The following is a 16,209-nucleotide window of genomic DNA, read 5'->3' on the forward strand; positions in this document are numbered from 1 at the left end:
CTTTTGATCTTGTTTTTTAAAAGCAAGATCAAAAGATCGCAGCCTGCGGCAGCTCCTACAGGGGGATTTGCGGTGGACATAAAAAAGGGAGGCCACTTGGGCCTCCCTTTTTCATTGCGATTTGCCGTTACAGACTGGCAATCCGCGCATGCTGCTCGGCCAGCTTGCCCAGAGCCTGTTCGGCTTCGGCCAGTTTGGCGCGTTCCTTGTCGATGACTTCGGCCGGAGCCTTGTCAACGAACCCGGCGTTGGACAGCTTGCCACCGACGCGCTGCACTTCGCCTTGCAGGCGCTGGATTTCCTTGTCCAGGCGCGCAAGCTCGGCACCTTTGTCGATCAGGCCAGCCATTGGCACCAGCACTTCCATCTCACCGACCAGGGCAGTGGCGGACAGCGGTGCTTCTTCGCCAGCAGCCAGCACGGTGATCGACTCCAGGCGCGCCAGCTTCTTCAGCAGGGCTTCGTTCTCGGTCAGGCGACGCTGGTCTTCTGCACTGACGTTCTTCAGGAACAGCGGCAGCGGTTTGCCCGGGCCGATGTTCATCTCGCCACGGATGTTACGCGTGCCGAGCATCAGGCCCTTGAGCCATTCGATGTCGTCTTCGGCGGCCTGGTCGATGCGCGCTTCATTGGCCACTGGCCAAGGTTGCAGCATGATCGTCTTGCCTTCGATACCGGCCAGCGGCGCGACGCGCTGCCAGATTTCTTCGGTGATGAACGGCATGAACGGGTGCGCCAGGCGCAAGGCAACTTCGAGCACGCGAACCAGGGTGCGACGGGTGCCGCGCTGGCGTTCGACCGGGGCGTTTTCGTCCCACAGCACTGGCTTGGACAGTTCCAGGTACCAGTCGCAATACTGGTTCCAGATGAACTCGTACAAGGCTTGCGCGGCCAGGTCGAAACGGAACTGGTCGAGCTGGCGGGTGACTTCGGCTTCGGTGCGTTGCAGCTGCGAAATGATCCAGCGGTCAGCCAGAGAGAGCTCGTAGGCTTCGCCGTTCTGGCCGCAGTCTTCGCCCTTGTCCAGCACGTAGCGCGCGGCGTTCCAGATCTTGTTGCAGAAGTTGCGATAGCCTTCGACGCGGCCCATGTCGAACTTGATGTCGCGACCGGTGGACGCCAGCGAGCAGAAGGTGAAGCGCAGGGCGTCGGTGCCGTAGCTGGCGATACCCTCGGCGAACTCTTCACGGGTCTGCTTCTCGATCTTCTTCGCCAGTTTCGGCTGCATCATGCCGGAGGTGCGTTTCTGCACCAGCTCTTCGAGCTCGATACCGTCGATGATGTCCAGTGGGTCCAGGACGTTGCCCTTGGACTTGGACATCTTCTGGCCTTGGCCATCACGCACCAGGCCGTGCACGTACACGGTCTTGAACGGCACCTGCGGTGTGCCGTCTTCGTTCTTCACCAAATGCATGGTGAGCATGATCATCCGGGCAACCCAGAAGAAAATAATGTCGAAGCCGGTGACCAGGACGTCGGTGGAGTGGAATTTCTTCAGGAATTCGGTCTGTTCCGGCCAGCCGAGCGTGGAGAAGGTCCACAGGCCCGAGCTGAACCAGGTGTCGAGTACGTCGTTGTCCTGTTGCAGCGCGACGTCCGGGCCGAGGTTGTGCTTGGCGCGCACTTCGGCTTCGTCGCGACCGACGTAGACTTTGCCCGACTCGTCGTACCAGGCTGGAATCCGGTGGCCCCACCACAGCTGACGGCTGATGCACCAGTCCTGGATGTCACGCATCCACGAGAAGTACATGTTTTCGTACTGTTTCGGCACGAACTGGATGCGACCGTCCTCGACGGCGGCAATCGCAGGTTCGGCCAACGGCTTGGTGGACACATACCACTGGTCGGTCAGCCACGGCTCGATGATGGTGCCGGAACGGTCGCCTTTCGGTACTTTCAGGGCGTGATCGTCGACGCTGACCAGCAGGCCCGCGGCCTCGAACGCCGCAACGATCTGTTTGCGCGCTTCGAAACGGTCCAGGCCGGCATACTCGGCCGGGATCTTGCCGTCGATCGTTTCGTTCAAGGTGCCATCGAGGTTGAACGCCTGGACGGCTGGCAAGACATGGGCGTTCTTGTCGAAGATGTTCAGCAGCGGCAGGTTGTGGCGCTTGCCGACTTCGTAGTCATTGAAATCGTGGGCCGGGGTGATTTTCACGCAGCCGGTGCCGAATTCAGGATCGCAGTAATCGTCGGCGATGATCGGGATGCGGCGGCCGACCAGCGGCAGCTCGACAAATTTACCGATCAGGGCTTTGTAGCGCTCATCGTTCGGGTTAACCGCGACGGCGGAGTCGCCGAGCATGGTTTCCGGGCGGGTGGTCGCGACGATCAGGAACGGGTTGCCTTCAGCGGTCTTGGCGCCATCGGCCAACGGGTACTTCAGGTTCCACAGGAAACCTTTTTCGTCGTGGTTTTCCACTTCAAGGTCGGAAATCGCCGTGTGCAGCTTGGTGTCCCAGTTGACCAGGCGCTTGCCGCGGTAGATCAGGCCATCTTCGTGCAGGCGCACGAACGCTTCCTTCACGGCTTCCGAGAGGCCGTCGTCCATGGTGAAGCGCTCGCGGCTCCAGTCCACGGACGAGCCGAGACGACGGATCTGACGGCTGATATTGCCGCCGGACTGATCCTTCCATTCCCAGACTTTCTCGAGGAATTTGTCGCGGCCCAGGTCGTGGCGATTCTGGCCCTGGGCTTCGAGTTGACGCTCCACCAGCATTTGCGTGGCGATACCGGCGTGGTCGGTACCCGGTTGCCACAGGGTGTTGCGACCCTGCATGCGGCGGAAACGGATCAGGGCGTCCATGATCGCGTTGTTGAAGCCGTGTCCCATGTGCAGGCTGCCGGTGACGTTCGGCGGCGGGATCATGATGGTGTAGGACTCGCCCGCGCCTTGCGGGGCGAAGTAATTCTCTGACTCCCAGGTGTTGTACCAGGAAGTTTCAATGGCGTGCGGCTGGTAGGTCTTATCCATGCGCGGCGGGACCCTATTGGCATTAATTCAGGAAAAGCCGACGAGTATAGCGGGGCATCAAGGATAGGGCGAGCAGGTGCAGACAGGCGCAGAGCGAATGTGGGAGCGAGCCTGCTCGCGAAAGCGTTGTGCCAGTCGACTTAAAGGGTGACTGTTACACCGCCTTCGCGAGCAGGCTCGCTCCCACAGGGGGGGGGGCAGTGTGTGGCTCAGTCGTTGTACTGACTGAGAAGCCGTTCCATGCGCGCGCTGAGGCGGCGTTTGATTTCGGTTTCGATGTGCGGCGCGAAGTCGTCGATCACGTCTTGCATGATCAATTGCGCAGCGGCGCGCAGTTCGCTGTCGAGGTAGAGCAGGGCGTCGGCGTTCTGATTGGCGCTCGGCGCGGGTTCGGCAGCAGGTTTGAGGGTCGTTGGTGCGACGGCCGGCGCGGGTTCGCGGACGGTGTCGAACAACATCGGGATCTGTTCCTGGTCACCTTCCTCGACCGTGTCGGTCAGCAGCGGTGGTTGCAGGTTGTCATCGCCGAGCAGTTGGCGGATCGACTCGAGGTCGTCCAGCAGGTGCGCGGATTGTTGCAGCGGTTTTGGAGTGTCCATCGGAATGCTCAGAGTCGCTGTAAACGGTGATCTTGCAGAGGATAGCCCTGTTCGCGGTAGAAACGGAAACTCTCCCGCGCAGCCGTGCGTATGACCGGATCTTCAACCACCACTTCCGCCACGCGGGCGAAACGCTGGGCAAAGGCCGGTACTTTCAGGTCGAGATTGACCAGCAGGTCCTGATGCGAACCGCAGTCATCGCCAACGCCCAGCACGATCAGGCTGTCGGGCTCATTTTCAGCGGGGCCGTGGGGCACGAAGCTTTCACCCTTGAATGCCCACAGGCGCGCATCGAGATCGTCACGCTGGGCCGCATCGCTGCAATGCAGGTAGACGCGATGGCCCATGCGCCAGGCTTTTTCGGTGAGCTTGCAGGCGAAGTCCAGCCGCGCCGAAGGATCGGCGCTGGGCAGGATATAAAAGTCGACTTTGGTCATTGCGGTTCCTGAGCCCGGGTCGACGTCGCCCAAAAGTGACGTCGCCCCAGGGTCATTGGTTTCAGGCTTTGGCACGGTCCAGCAGGTATTGGGTCAGCAGCGGAACCGGACGACCGGTGGCGCCCTTGTCCTTGCCGCCGCTGGTCCAGGCGGTGCCGGCGATGTCCAGGTGCGCCCAGTTCAGGTTCTTGGTGAAGCGCGACAGGAAGCAAGCCGCGGTGATGGTGCCGGCTTTCGGACCGCCGATGTTGGCGATGTCGGCGAACGGGCTGTCCAGCTGCTCCTGGTACTCATCGAACAGCGGCAGTTGCCAGGCGCGGTCGTCGGCAGCCTTGCCGGCGCTGAGCAGTTGGTCGATCAATTGCTCGTTGTTGCCCAGCAGGCCCGAGGTATGGGAGCCCAGTGCAACCACGCAGGCGCCGGTCAGGGTGGCGATGTCGATCACCGCTTGCGGCTTGAATCGCTCGGAGTAGGTCAGGGCGTCGCACAGCACCAGACGGCCTTCGGCGTCGGTATTGAGGATTTCCACGGTCTGGCCGCTCATGGTGGTAACGATGTCGCCCGGGCGCGAAGCGTTGCCGCTGGGCATGTTCTCGGCGCAAGCCAGGATGCACACCAGGTTGATCGGCAGTTTCAGTTCGAGCACGGCGCGCATGGTGCCGAACACGCTGGCGGCGCCGCCCATGTCGTACTTCATTTCATCCATGCCGGCCCCCGGCTTGAGGCTGATGCCGCCGGTGTCGAACGTGATGCCCTTACCGACCAGGGCGTAGGGCTTCTCCGACTTCTTGCCACCGTTATATTGCATGACGATCAGGCGCGGCGGTTGGGCGCTGCCCTGGCCGACGGCGTAGAACGAGCCCATGCCCAGGGCCTTGATCTTTTTCTCGTCGAGGACTTCGACTTTCAGGTCCTTGAATTGCTTGCCGAGGTTTTTCGCTTGCTCGCCGAGGAAGGTCGGGTGGCAGATGTTCGGCGGCAGGTTGCCCAGGTCACGGGTAAACGCCATGCCGTTGGCGATGGCGGTGGCGTGGGTCACGGCGCGTTGCACTTCAGCCTCGGCGGCCTTGATGGTCACCAGGGTGATTTTCTTCAGCGCGCGCGGCTCGGCTTTCTGGCTCTTGAACTGGTCGAACTGGTATTCGCCGTCCACCAGGGTTTCGGCCAGCAGGCGGGTCTTGCCATAGCTGTCGCGGCCCTTGACCACGATTTCGTCCAAGGCCAGCACGGCGTCGCTGCCACCCAGGCCTTTGAGCGTGTTGAGGATGCCGGCAACGATTTTGCGGAAAGGGCGGTCACCCAGTTCTTCGTCCTTGCCCACGCCGACCAGCAATACGCGTTCGGCTTTCAGGTTCGGCAAGCTGTGCAGCAACAGGCTCTGGCCAACCTTGCCGGCCAGGTCGCCGCGCTTGAGTACGGCACTGATGGCGCCAGCGCTGAGTTCGTCGAGCTGTTTGGCAACGGCGCCGAGCTTGCGGCCCTCGCCGACGGCAACCACCAGCGTGGCGGTTTTCAACGTTTGCGGGTTGACGCTTTTTACAACCAGTTCCATGTCCGGATCCCTGAATTGATGGTCAATACGCAAGCGCTGGACAAGGTGCGGGCAGCGCTTGCTTATAAATAGAAAGGCGCCAGGATCGACCGGCGACGAAGGCGGCAGTTTGAACCTCGCCAGCGGCGCCTGACAACCCTCGTCTGAACGATCTACGCGGTTTGTGGCCAACTGTGGACCACTGTAGGAGCTAGCCTGCTAGCGAGAAACCTGAGAGCGCCACGGGGTGTCAGGCTTCCCGCGTTATCGTTGACGACCATCGCGAGCATGCTCGCTCCTACGCATCCCGTACCCATGCATTGCGCAGTGACAGGCGCACCCAATCACAGGATAATGCGCAATCTTTTTTTCGGCGGCCCTGCCTTGCGGGCTGTCTGACGTGTTTGCTTGTTTGGCCGCCATAGCCTGACAACCCTGGAGTGTCTGGTTTGATCGTCTTTCGTTATCTATCCCGCGAAGTCCTGTTGACCTTGAGTGCCGTCAGTGCGGTGCTGCTGGTCATCATCATGAGTGGACGCTTCATCAAGTACCTCGCGCAGGCCGCTTCGGGTCAACTGGATCCGGGCTCACTGTTCCTCATCATGGGTTTTCGCCTGCCGGGATTCCTGCAACTGATCCTGCCGCTGGGCCTGTTTCTCGGGATACTGCTGGCCTACGGCCGCCTGTACCTTGAGAGCGAGATGACCGTGCTGTCGGCCACGGGCATGAGCCAGCAACGCCTGTTTCGCATGACCCTGTTTCCGGCCACCCTGGTTGCGCTGGTCGTTGCCTGGTTGAGCCTGAGCCTGGCGCCACAAGGCGCCAATCAGTTCCAGCTGCTGCTGAACAAGCAGGACGCCCTGACCGAGTTCGACACCCTGGAGCCTGGCCGTTTCCAGGCCCTGCGCGATGGCACGCGGGTGACCTATACCGAGCAGTTGTCTGATGACCGCGTCCATCTGGCGGGGGTCTTCATCTCGCAAAAGAACCTCGGTTCCGACAACAAGGATCGCGGGATCTCCGTGCTGGTGGCGGAAAAAGGCCGCCAGGAAATCCGCCCCGACGGTAACCGCTACCTGATCCTCGATAACGGCTACCGCTATGACGGCAATCCGGGGCAGGCCGATTACCGGGCGATCAAGTACGACGAATACGGCGTGTTGCTGCCCAAGCCGGACGTCAGCGACGAAGTGACCGACCGTGACGCGATGCCCACGAGCTCCTTGCTGGGTAGCGATGACCTGCGTTCGCGCACCGAGCTGCAATGGCGCCTGTCCCTGCCGCTGCTGGTGTTCATCGTCACCTTGATGGCGGTGCCGTTGTCGCGGGTCAACCCGCGCCAGGGACGTTTCCTCAAGTTGTTGCCGGCAATCCTTCTTTATATGGCCTACCTGACTATCCTGATTGCCGCTCGCGGTGCGCTTGAAAAGGGCAAGATCCCACCAGCGCTGGGCTTATGGTGGGTGCATGGGATATTCCTGGCCATTGGCCTGGGTCTGCTCTATTGGGAGCCTTTGCGCTTGAAGATGGCGAGTCGCCGCAGTGCGCTGGAGGTGGCCCGTGGTTAAGCTCGACCGCTACATCGGCAGCAGTGTGTTCATGGCGATCCTGGCGGTATTGGGGATTATTCTCGGCCTGGCCACGTTGTTTGCGTTCATCGACGAGATGGGCGATGCCAGTGATACCTATACATTGCTCGACGTCATGAGCTACGTGCTGCTGACGGCACCACGCCGGCTCTACGACATGCTGCCGATGGCAGCCTTGATCGGTTGCCTGATCGGTCTCGGCAGCCTGGCCAGCAACAGTGAACTGACCATCATGCGTGCGGCTGGCGTGTCCATCGGGCGGATCGTCTGGGCGGTCATGAAGCCGATGCTGGTGCTGATGGTGGTGGGAGTGCTGATTGGCGAATACGTCGCGCCGGCGACTGAAAGCACCGCCCAGGCCAACCGCTCGCTGGCCCAGGGCAGTGGCGATGCGCAAAGCGCCAAACACGGTTTGTGGCATCGCCAGGGTGACGAATTCATCCACGTCAACTCCGTACAACCCAATGGCCTGCTGTACGGCGTGACCCGCTACCACTTCGACAAGGAGCGGCACATGCTGTCGGCGAGCTTCGCCAAGCGCGCCGAGTTCGACAAGGATCACTGGCAGTTGTCCGATGTCACCACCACGGTGTTCCACGAAAGGAACACTGAAGTGGTGAGCGCCCCGGTCGAGCGCTGGGATGTGGCATTGAGCCCGCAGTTGCTGAGCACCGTGGTCATGGCGCCGGAATCGCTGTCGATCTCGGGGCTGTGGGGCTATATCCACTATCTGGCTGAGCAGGGGCTGAACAATGGCCGTTACTGGCTGGCATTTTGGGTCAAGGTGTTGCAGCCGCTGGTTACCGCTGCCCTGGTGCTGATGGCGATCTCCTTCATCTTTGGTCCGTTGCGCTCGGTGACCCTCGGTCAGCGGGTATTTACCGGTGTGCTGGTCGGTTTCACCTTCCGCATTGCCCAGGATTTGTTGGGGCCTTCAAGCCTGGTCTTCGGTTTTTCGCCACTGTTTGCGGTGCTCGTGCCAGCCGGTGTCTGTGCCCTGGCGGGGCTGTGGTTGCTGCGTCGCGCCGGTTGATGGCGACTTGTTCATCGCTTCGCTGCTGATAAAAAACGCCCCTGTCACAAGACCGGGGCGTTTTTGTACGGGCCGTCTGGCCTGCAAACGTGACGCTTGCGCCGTGGATCAGGTACAATTCCCGGCTATTTTTCGGCGGGCTATGCCTGCAGCCTTTTTGAGTGTTGATCCGTGAGTGATTTGAGTCATATCCGCAATTTCTCCATCATCGCCCACATTGACCATGGCAAGTCGACGCTGGCCGATCGCTTCATCCAGATGTGCGGCGGCCTGGCCGAGCGTGAAATGGAAGCCCAGGTACTGGATTCCATGGATCTTGAGCGCGAGCGCGGGATCACCATCAAGGCGCACAGCGTCACGCTTTACTACAAGGCTCGTGATGGCGTCACTTACCAGCTGAATTTCATCGATACTCCAGGTCACGTTGACTTCACCTATGAGGTGAGCCGATCGCTGGCCGCCTGTGAAGGCGCGCTGCTGGTGGTCGATGCCGGTCAAGGCGTTGAGGCGCAGTCGGTTGCCAACTGCTACACGGCGATCGAACAGGGCCTGGAAGTGATGCCGGTGCTGAACAAGATCGACCTGCCACAGGCTGATCCGGACCGCGTAAAAGAAGAAATCGAAAAAATCATCGGCATCGATGCCACCGACGCGGTCACTTGCTCTGCCAAGACCGGCCTGGGCGTCGATGAGGTGTTGGAGCGTCTGGTTACCACCATTCCTGCACCCACCGGCAACATCGAAGATCCGCTGCAAGCGTTGATCATCGACTCCTGGTTCGACAACTACCTGGGCGTCGTGTCCCTGGTGCGCGTGCGTCACGGCCGCGTGAAGAAGGGTGACAAGATCCTGGTCAAGTCCACTGGCAAGATCCACCTGGTGGACAGCGTCGGTGTATTCAATCCGAAACACACCCCTACCGCTGACCTGAAGGCCGGTGAAGTGGGCTTCATCATCGCCAGCATCAAGGACATTCACGGTGCCCCCGTGGGCGACACCCTGACCTTGAGTTCGACGCCGGACGTCGATGTGCTGCCAGGTTTCAAGCGCATCCAGCCGCAGGTCTACGCCGGTCTGTTCCCGGTCAGCTCCGACGACTTCGAAGATTTCCGTGAGGCCCTGCAAAAGCTCACCCTGAACGATTCGTCGCTGCAGTACACCCCGGAAAGCTCTGACGCCCTGGGCTTCGGCTTCCGTTGCGGGTTCCTCGGCATGCTGCACATGGAAATCATCCAGGAGCGCCTGGAGCGCGAGTATGACCTGGACCTGATCACCACGGCACCGACGGTAATCTTCGAGCTGCTGCTCAAGACCGGCGAGACGATCTACGTCGATAACCCGTCGAAGTTGCCGGACCTGTCTTCCATCGAAGACATGCGCGAGCCGATCGTGCGCGCCAATATCCTTGTGCCGCAAGAGCACTTGGGTAACGTCATTACGTTGTGCATCGAAAAACGTGGTGTGCAGGTCGACATGCTGTTCCTGGGCTCCCAGGTACAAGTGACCTACGACTTGCCGATGAACGAAGTGGTCCTGGACTTCTTCGATCGCCTGAAATCCACCAGTCGCGGCTATGCTTCGCTGGATTACCATTTCGATCGTTACCAATCGGCTAGTCTGGTGAAACTGGACGTGCTGATCAACGGCGACAAGGTCGACGCGCTGGCGTTGATCGTGCACCGTGACAATGCGCACTACAAAGGTCGCCAGTTGACCGAGAAGATGAAAGAACTGATTCCGCGGCAGATGTTCGACGTGGCAATCCAGGCCGCCATTGGCGGGCAGATTGTGGCGCGTACAACCGTCAAGGCGCTCAGAAAGAACGTATTGGCCAAATGCTACGGCGGTGACGTCAGCCGTAAGAAAAAGCTGCTGGAAAAGCAAAAGGCCGGTAAAAAACGCATGAAGCAGGTCGGCAACGTGGAAATTCCACAAGAAGCCTTCCTTGCCGTGCTCAGGTTGGATAGTTAGGTCCTATGTCACTAAATTTCCCGCTGTTGCTGGTCATCGCCGTATTCGTCTGCGGCCTGTTGGCGTTGCTTGATCTGTTGATCCTGGCGCCGCGTCGGCGTGCCGCCATCGCCTCCTATCAGGGCAGCGTCAGCCAGCCTGATGGGGTGGTGATCGAGAAACTGGGCAAGGAACCGTTGCTGGTCGAATACGGCAAGTCGTTCTTCCCGGTGCTGTTCATCGTACTGGTGCTGCGTTCGTTCCTGGTGGAACCGTTCCAGATCCCATCGGGCTCGATGAAACCGACCCTGGACGTCGGCGACTTCATTCTGGTGAGCAAGTTTTCCTACGGGATTCGCTTGCCGGTGATCGACAAGAAAATCATCGAAGTCGGTGAGCCACAGCGTGGCGATGTGATGGTGTTCCGCTATCCGAGTGATCCGAACGTCAACTACATCAAGCGTGTAGTGGGGCTGCCGGGCGATACGGTGCGGTACACCGCTGACAAGCGTCTGTTCGTCAACGGTGAGTCGATTGCCGAAAAGCTGGTCGGCTCCGAGCCGGGCACGCTGGGCAGTGCCGAGCTCTACAAGGAAAAACTCGGTGTCGCCGAGCACTTGATCCGCAAGGAAATGAGTCGCTATCGCGCAACACCGGACCGTACATGGACAGTGCCTGCCGGGCACTACTTCATGATGGGCGACAACCGCGACAACTCCAACGACAGTCGCTACTGGGATGATCCAGCCATTCCCAAGGATCTGCTGGGCATGGTTCCCGACAAGAATATCGTCGGCAAGGCCTTCGCGGTCTGGATGAGCTGGCCGGAACCCAAACTCAGTCACCTGCCGAATTTCTCGCGGGTTGGCCTGATCCAGTAATCAAGCACGGCGCTGTTGAACACAGCGCCGAATGCATTTCTGGAGTCGGTACAATCGGCGACAGAGGCATGAAAACAACGATATTCAGGACGTTATTTTTGAACACAGCGTTAATTGTCCCAGGCCTGCGCCGACTCCCGGCGATGGCGGTGGAATCCAACCACGAACTCAGCGTGGGTAAACCGTGAGCGTCTCCTTAAGCCGTCTCGAGCGTCAGCTCGGCTACACCTTCAAGGATCAGGAACTGATGGTCCTGGCCCTGACTCACCGCAGTTTTGCCGGGCGTAACAACGAACGCCTGGAATTCCTCGGTGATGCCATCCTCAACTTCGTTGCTGGCGAGGCGCTGTTCGATCGCTTCCCGCTGGCCCGCGAAGGCCAGTTGTCGCGTTTGCGTGCACGCCTGGTCAAAGGTGAGACCCTGGCCGTACTGGCCCGTGGTTTCGATCTGGGCGAGTACCTGCGCCTGGGCTCCGGCGAACTGAAAAGCGGCGGTTTTCGTCGCGAGTCGATTCTGGCCGATGCCCTGGAAGCGCTGATTGGCGCGATCTACCTGGACGCCGGCATGGAAGTGGCGCGCGAGCGCGTGCTGGCCTGGCTGGCCGGGGAGTTCGAAGGCCTGACGCTGGTCGACACCAACAAAGATCCAAAAACCCGCCTGCAGGAATTCCTGCAGTCCCGTGGTTGCGAGCTGCCGCGTTACGAAGTGGTGGATATCCAGGGTGAACCGCATTGCCGGACGTTCTTCGTCGAATGTGAAATCATCCTATTGAATGAAAAAAGCCGAGGTCAGGGTGTGAGCCGTCGTATTGCCGAACAGGTAGCGGCCGCCGCAGCACTGATTGCCCTGGGTGTGGAGAATGGCAATGACTGATACAAACGCAACGCGCTGTGGCTATGTTGCCATCGTCGGCCGTCCGAACGTGGGCAAGTCCACGCTGCTCAACCACATCCTCGGCCAAAAGCTGGCGATCACCTCGCGCAAGCCGCAAACCACCCGTCACAACATGCTCGGCATCAAGACCGAGGGTGATGTGCAGGCGATCTACGTCGATACGCCCGGTATGCACAAGGGCGGCGAAAAAGCCTTGAACCGCTACATGAACAAGACTGCCTCGGCGGCATTGAAAGACGTCGACGTGGTGATCTTCGTGGTGGATCGCACCAAGTGGACCGACGAAGACCAGATGGTCCTCGAGCGCGTGCAATACGTCACCGGCCCGCTGATCGTTGCGCTGAACAAGACCGATCGCATCGAAGACAAGGCCGAGCTGATGCCGCACCTGAGCTGGTTGCAGGAGCAGTTGCCGAACGCACAGATCATCCCGATTTCGGCGCAGCACGGGCACAACCTCGACGCGCTGGAAAAGGTCATCGCTGATCATCTGCCGGAAAACGATCACTTCTTCCCGGAAGACCAGATTACCGACCGCAGCAGCCGTTTCCTCGCCGCCGAGCTGGTACGCGAAAAAATCATGCGCCAGTTGGGCGCCGAGCTGCCATACCAGATCACTGTCGAAATCGAAGAGTTCAAGCAGCAGGGCAAGACCCTGCATATCCATGCCTTGATCCTCGTCGAGCGTGATGGCCAGAAAAAGATCATCATTGGCGACAAGGGCGAGCGCATCAAGCGCATCGGCACTGAAGCGCGCAAGGACATGGAGCTGTTGTTCGACTCCAAGATCATGCTCAACCTGTGGGTCAAGGTGAAGGGCGGCTGGTCCGACGACGAGCGTGCCCTGCGTTCGCTGGGCTACGGCGACCTGTAAGACTGCATAACGATCCACTGTGGGAGCGAGCCTGCTCGCGAAGAGGATGTAACATTCAGCATTGATGTTGACTGTTCCACCGCTTTCGCGAACAGGTTCGCTCCCACAGTGGTTTTGGGTTGTCAGCAAAATCGCGATCCATCATTGAGAGCTCCATGTCCCAACCCATCCCCCAACCCGCCTACGTCCTCCATTCCCGTGCCTACCGCGAAAACAGCGCCTTGGTGGACTTCCTCACGCCGCAAGGGCGGCTGCGGGCGGTATTGCGCAGTGCGCGGGGCAAGGCCGGGACGCTGGCGCGACCGTTCGTGCCGCTGGAGGTCGAGTTTCGCGGTCGTGGCGAGCTGAAAAATGTTGGGCGCATGGAGAGCGCCGGCATCGCCACCTGGCTCAACGGTGAGGCACTGTTCAGCGGTCTTTATCTCAATGAGCTGTTGATTCGCCTGCTACCCGCCGAAGACCCTTTCCCTTCGGTGTTCGATCACTACGCCGCGACCTTGCTCGCCCTGGCCGAAGGTCGGGCGTTGGAGCCGTTACTGCGTTCGTTCGAATGGCGCTTGCTGGATGACCTGGGCTACGGCTTTTCATTGACTACCGATATCCACGACGAACCCGTTGCGCCAGACGGTCTCTACCGTTTGCAGGTGGATGCGGGGCTGGAGCGGGTCTATCTGCTGCAGCCCGGTTTGTTCAACGGCGCCGAATTGCTGGCCATGGCTGAAGCTGACTGGAGTGCCCCTGGTGCATTGTCAGCGGCCAAGCGTTTGATGCGCCAGGCACTGGCTGTTCACTTGGGCGGTCGTCCACTGGTCAGTCGCGAGCTGTTTCGCAAGCCGTAGTCTCCCCGTATGCTGTGCACCGAACTTTTTCTTATTCTGGAGCGCTTCCGTGACCACCAGCACCCGCATTCTTCTTGGCGTGAACATCGACCACGTTGCCACCCTGCGTCAGGCCCGGGGCACGCGCTACCCGGATCCGGTCAAGGCGGCACTGGATGCGGAAGAGGCGGGCGCGGATGGCATCACCGTGCACCTGCGCGAAGACCGCCGGCACATCCAGGAGCGCGACGTGCTGGTGCTCAAGGACGTGCTGCAAACCCGCATGAACTTCGAAATGGGCGTCACCGAAGAAATGATGCAATTCGCCGAGCGCATCCGTCCGGCGCATATCTGCCTGGTGCCGGAAACCCGCCAGGAGCTGACCACCGAAGGTGGGCTGGACGTGGCGGGGCAGGAGGCGCGGATCAAGGCTGCTGTGGAGCGCCTGTCGAGGATTGGCTCTGAAGTGTCGCTGTTCATCGATGCCGACGAACGGCAAATCGAAGCATCGCGTCGCGTCGGTGCGCCAGCCATCGAACTGCACACCGGTCGTTATGCCGATGCCGAGACGCCGACCGAAGTGGCTGAAGAGCTCAAGCGCGTCGCCGACGGCGTAGCGTTCGGCCTGGCGCAGGGCCTGATCGTCAATGCCGGCCACGGTCTGCACTATCACAACGTCGAGGCGGTGGCCGCGATCAAGGGCATCAACGAACTGAACATCGGCCATGCGCTGGTAGCCCATGCGTTGTTCGTGGGCTTCAAGTCGGCGGTTTCGGAGATGAAGGCGCTGATTCTGGCGGCTGCCCGGTAGGAGCGAGCATGCTCGCGAAAAACCTGAGGGCGCCGCGGGGCATCAGGTTTTTCGCGTCATCATTGACGACCATCGCGAGCAAGCCGGCTCCCACATTTGATTGAGGTGTTTGTTAGAGCGGGGCAGGTTCCTGGGCCGGCTTGGTCTTGTCGATGCCCGGCACATGCAGGTTGCCCTCGGCGACCTGATCGCCTTCAAGCTGCGGCTGCGTTACCCAGGTCAGGATGTCGTAGTAGCGACGGATGTTCGCCACGAAATGCACGGGCTCGCCGCCACGGGCGTAGCCGTAACGGGTTTTGCTGTACCACTTCTTCTCGGACAGGCGCGGCAGGATTTTTTTCACGTCCAGCCATTTGTCGGGATTCAACCCTTCCTTGGCCGCCAGCTTGCGGGCGTCATCAAGGTGACCGCTGCCGACGTTGTAGGCGGCCAGGGCAAACCAGGTGCGATCCGGTTCCTGGATCGACTCGTCGAGCTGATCCTTTATGTAGGCCAGGTACTTGGCGCCGCCCATGATGCTCTGCTTGGGATCGAGGCGGTTGGACACGCCCATGGCTTGCGCGGTGTTCTGGGTCAGCATCATCAGGCCGCGCACACCGGTCTTGGACGTCACGGTCGGTTGCCACAGGGACTCCTGATAACCGATCGCCGCCAGCAGGCGCCAGTCGACCTGTTCTTTCTTGGCGTAGGCCTTGAAGTGCGGTTCGTACTTGGGCAGGCGCTGCTGCAAGTGCTGGGCGAACGTGGTCGCGCCCATGTAGCCGAGTACATCGACATGCCCGTAATAACGGTCCTTCAGGCGTTGCAGGGTGCCGTTTTTCTTGACCTTGTCCAGATACTCGTTGATCTCGTTGAGCAGGCTGTTGTCGTCGCCCGGCGCCACGGCCCAGCTCTGGTTGCTGGCGTCACCCAGGTCGAAGGCAACGCGGATGTTGGTGAAGTACACCTGGTTCATCGCGACTTCATTGGAGTCTACCAATGTCAGATCGATCTGACCTTCGTCGACCATGCGCAGGAGATCCACGACCTCGACCGCGTCGGATTCTTCGTATTCGATACCGGGAAATTTCTGTTTCAGCTGTGCGAGCTGCTCGGCATGGGTGCTGCCCTTGAGCACCATGATCTTCTTGCCGACCAGGTCTTTCGCGTCGGTAGGGCGCGACTTGCCGTTGCGGTAGATGACCTGTGGGGTGACTTCCAGGTAGGGATGGGAGAACCGCACCTGTTTTTTGCGTGCTTCGCTGCTGACCAGGCCGGCAGCCGCCAGGACCGGGCCATTGGGCTTGCCCACCTGATTGAACAGGTCGTCGAGGTTGTCGGCCGTCTCGATCTTGAGATCGACCCCCAGATCGTCGGCGAAGCGCTTCACCAGCTCGTATTCGAAGCCGGTTTCACCGTTGCGATCCTGAAAGTAGGTGGCGGGGCTGTTACGGGTAACCACCCGCAGCACACCATCCTCCTTTACGCGCTCCAGTGTGTTGGGTTTATCAACACAGCCACTGAGCATCAGGAAGAGTCCGGTTGCGATCAGCCATTTGGCGTACCGCGGACGCAAAGCCGTTGGGGAAAACATTTGCGCAGTATACGCAAAGGACCACGAGCGCCATATCTCGACAGCAACAGGGTAGTCTGCTAGAGATCGCAAAAGCCGCCAAAACCCCACTGGAACGGGCCTTTTCAGCATTTTGATACAGTAAAAATAAGCTGTCGTCACCCGGCGGGTTAACCTGACTTTCGGGGCAGAAACACAGATCGGCACTCGAGTGCAACCGTGCGTAGCGTTTCGGGTGCTGTCGCTGGCTGTTTAGGCTAGAATG

The 16,209-nt window shown here is 60.2% G+C and carries 13 protein-coding genes and 1 pseudogene; 8 read left to right on the forward strand and 6 right to left on the reverse strand.

Going from position 1 to position 16,209, the window contains the following annotated elements:
* Positions 1-127: 127 nt before the first annotated feature.
* From AC3WWR_RS17445 to AC3WWR_RS17465, 5 genes and pseudogenes are all read right to left on the reverse strand, one after another.
* Complete coding sequence (locus AC3WWR_RS17445; protein ID WP_020799449.1) at positions 128-2,974, reverse strand: valine--tRNA ligase; 2,847 nt, start codon at positions 2,972-2,974, stop codon at positions 128-130.
* Positions 2,975-3,183: 209 nt separating this feature from the next.
* Positions 3,184-3,573: a DNA polymerase III subunit chi gene (locus tag AC3WWR_RS17450; protein WP_492598921.1), complete on the reverse strand. Its 390-nt coding sequence runs from the start codon at positions 3,571-3,573 to the stop codon at positions 3,184-3,186.
* Between the two features lie 8 nt (positions 3,574-3,581).
* Complete coding sequence (locus AC3WWR_RS17455) at positions 3,582-4,010, reverse strand: DNA polymerase III subunit chi (RefSeq protein ID WP_020799451.1); 429 nt, start codon at positions 4,008-4,010, stop codon at positions 3,582-3,584.
* Between the two features lie 61 nt (positions 4,011-4,071).
* Positions 4,072-5,562: a leucyl aminopeptidase gene (locus AC3WWR_RS17460; protein ID WP_492598922.1), complete on the reverse strand. Its 1,491-nt coding sequence runs from the start codon at positions 5,560-5,562 to the stop codon at positions 4,072-4,074.
* Between the two features lie 179 nt (positions 5,563-5,741).
* Positions 5,742-5,858: pseudogene (locus AC3WWR_RS17465) on the reverse strand (outer membrane lipoprotein carrier protein LolA); the annotation flags it as partial.
* Positions 5,859-5,990: 132 nt separating this feature from the next.
* Here AC3WWR_RS17465 and lptF point away from each other — a divergent pair.
* The 8 genes from lptF to pdxJ all read left to right on the forward strand — a co-directional run bounded on the left by lptF (position 5,991) and on the right by pdxJ (position 14,392).
* The gene (lptF, locus tag AC3WWR_RS17470) at positions 5,991-7,109 is read left to right on the forward strand and encodes an LPS export ABC transporter permease LptF (RefSeq protein WP_020799454.1); all 1,119 of its coding nucleotides are present in this window, start codon (positions 5,991-5,993) and stop codon (positions 7,107-7,109) included.
* On the forward strand, positions 7,102-8,163 hold the full coding sequence (lptG, locus tag AC3WWR_RS17475) for an LPS export ABC transporter permease LptG (RefSeq protein WP_020799455.1): 1,062 nt from the start codon (positions 7,102-7,104) through the stop codon (positions 8,161-8,163). The genes lptF and lptG overlap by 8 nt, the downstream gene beginning before the upstream one ends.
* Before the next feature lie 171 nt (positions 8,164-8,334).
* Complete coding sequence (gene lepA / locus AC3WWR_RS17480; protein ID WP_020799456.1) at positions 8,335-10,134, forward strand: translation elongation factor 4; 1,800 nt, start codon at positions 8,335-8,337, stop codon at positions 10,132-10,134.
* Between the two features lie 5 nt (positions 10,135-10,139).
* Positions 10,140-10,994, forward strand: coding sequence for a signal peptidase I (gene lepB / locus AC3WWR_RS17485; RefSeq protein WP_020799457.1), 855 nt, complete (start codon positions 10,140-10,142; stop codon positions 10,992-10,994).
* A 184-nt stretch (positions 10,995-11,178) separates the two neighbouring features.
* The gene (gene rnc / locus AC3WWR_RS17490; RefSeq protein WP_018927089.1) at positions 11,179-11,868 is read left to right on the forward strand and encodes a ribonuclease III; all 690 of its coding nucleotides are present in this window, start codon (positions 11,179-11,181) and stop codon (positions 11,866-11,868) included.
* Complete coding sequence (gene era / locus AC3WWR_RS17495; RefSeq protein ID WP_020799458.1) at positions 11,861-12,763, forward strand: GTPase Era; 903 nt, start codon at positions 11,861-11,863, stop codon at positions 12,761-12,763. Before rnc ends, era begins: the two co-directional genes overlap by 8 nt.
* A gap of 155 nt (positions 12,764-12,918) precedes the next feature.
* Positions 12,919-13,602 (forward strand): DNA repair protein RecO, encoded by a 684-nt coding sequence (gene recO / locus AC3WWR_RS17500; protein ID WP_020799459.1) that lies wholly within the window; start codon positions 12,919-12,921, stop codon positions 13,600-13,602.
* Positions 13,603-13,651: 49 nt separating this feature from the next.
* On the forward strand, positions 13,652-14,392 hold the full coding sequence (pdxJ, locus tag AC3WWR_RS17505; RefSeq protein WP_033039429.1) for a pyridoxine 5'-phosphate synthase: 741 nt from the start codon (positions 13,652-13,654) through the stop codon (positions 14,390-14,392).
* A gap of 112 nt (positions 14,393-14,504) precedes the next feature.
* On the opposite strand, the gene mltF is transcribed toward pdxJ, so the two are convergent.
* Positions 14,505-15,965: a membrane-bound lytic murein transglycosylase MltF gene (gene mltF, locus AC3WWR_RS17510; RefSeq protein WP_020799461.1), complete on the reverse strand. Its 1,461-nt coding sequence runs from the start codon at positions 15,963-15,965 to the stop codon at positions 14,505-14,507.
* Between the last annotated feature and the right edge of the window lie 244 nt (positions 15,966-16,209).

The sequence above is a fragment of the Pseudomonas sp. EB271-G4-1 genome (assembly GCF_058791355.1).

Coding starts and splice junctions, on each gene's coding strand:
- AC3WWR_RS17460 (WP_492598922.1), bottom strand. CDS start 5,562: ATGGAACTGGTTGTAAAAAGCGTCAACCCGCAAACGTTGAAAACCGCC.
- AC3WWR_RS17450 (WP_492598921.1), bottom strand. CDS start 3,573: ATGGACACTCCAAAACCGCTGCAACAATCCGCGCACCTGCTGGACGAC.
- era (WP_020799458.1), top strand. CDS start 11,861: ATGACTGATACAAACGCAACGCGCTGTGGCTATGTTGCCATCGTCGGC.
- AC3WWR_RS17455 (WP_020799451.1), bottom strand. CDS start 4,010: ATGACCAAAGTCGACTTTTATATCCTGCCCAGCGCCGATCCTTCGGCG.
- lepB (WP_020799457.1), top strand. CDS start 10,140: ATGTCACTAAATTTCCCGCTGTTGCTGGTCATCGCCGTATTCGTCTGC.
- mltF (WP_020799461.1), bottom strand. CDS start 15,965: ATGTTTTCCCCAACGGCTTTGCGTCCGCGGTACGCCAAATGGCTGATC.
- recO (WP_020799459.1), top strand. CDS start 12,919: ATGTCCCAACCCATCCCCCAACCCGCCTACGTCCTCCATTCCCGTGCC.
- AC3WWR_RS17445 (WP_020799449.1), bottom strand. CDS start 2,974: ATGGATAAGACCTACCAGCCGCACGCCATTGAAACTTCCTGGTACAAC.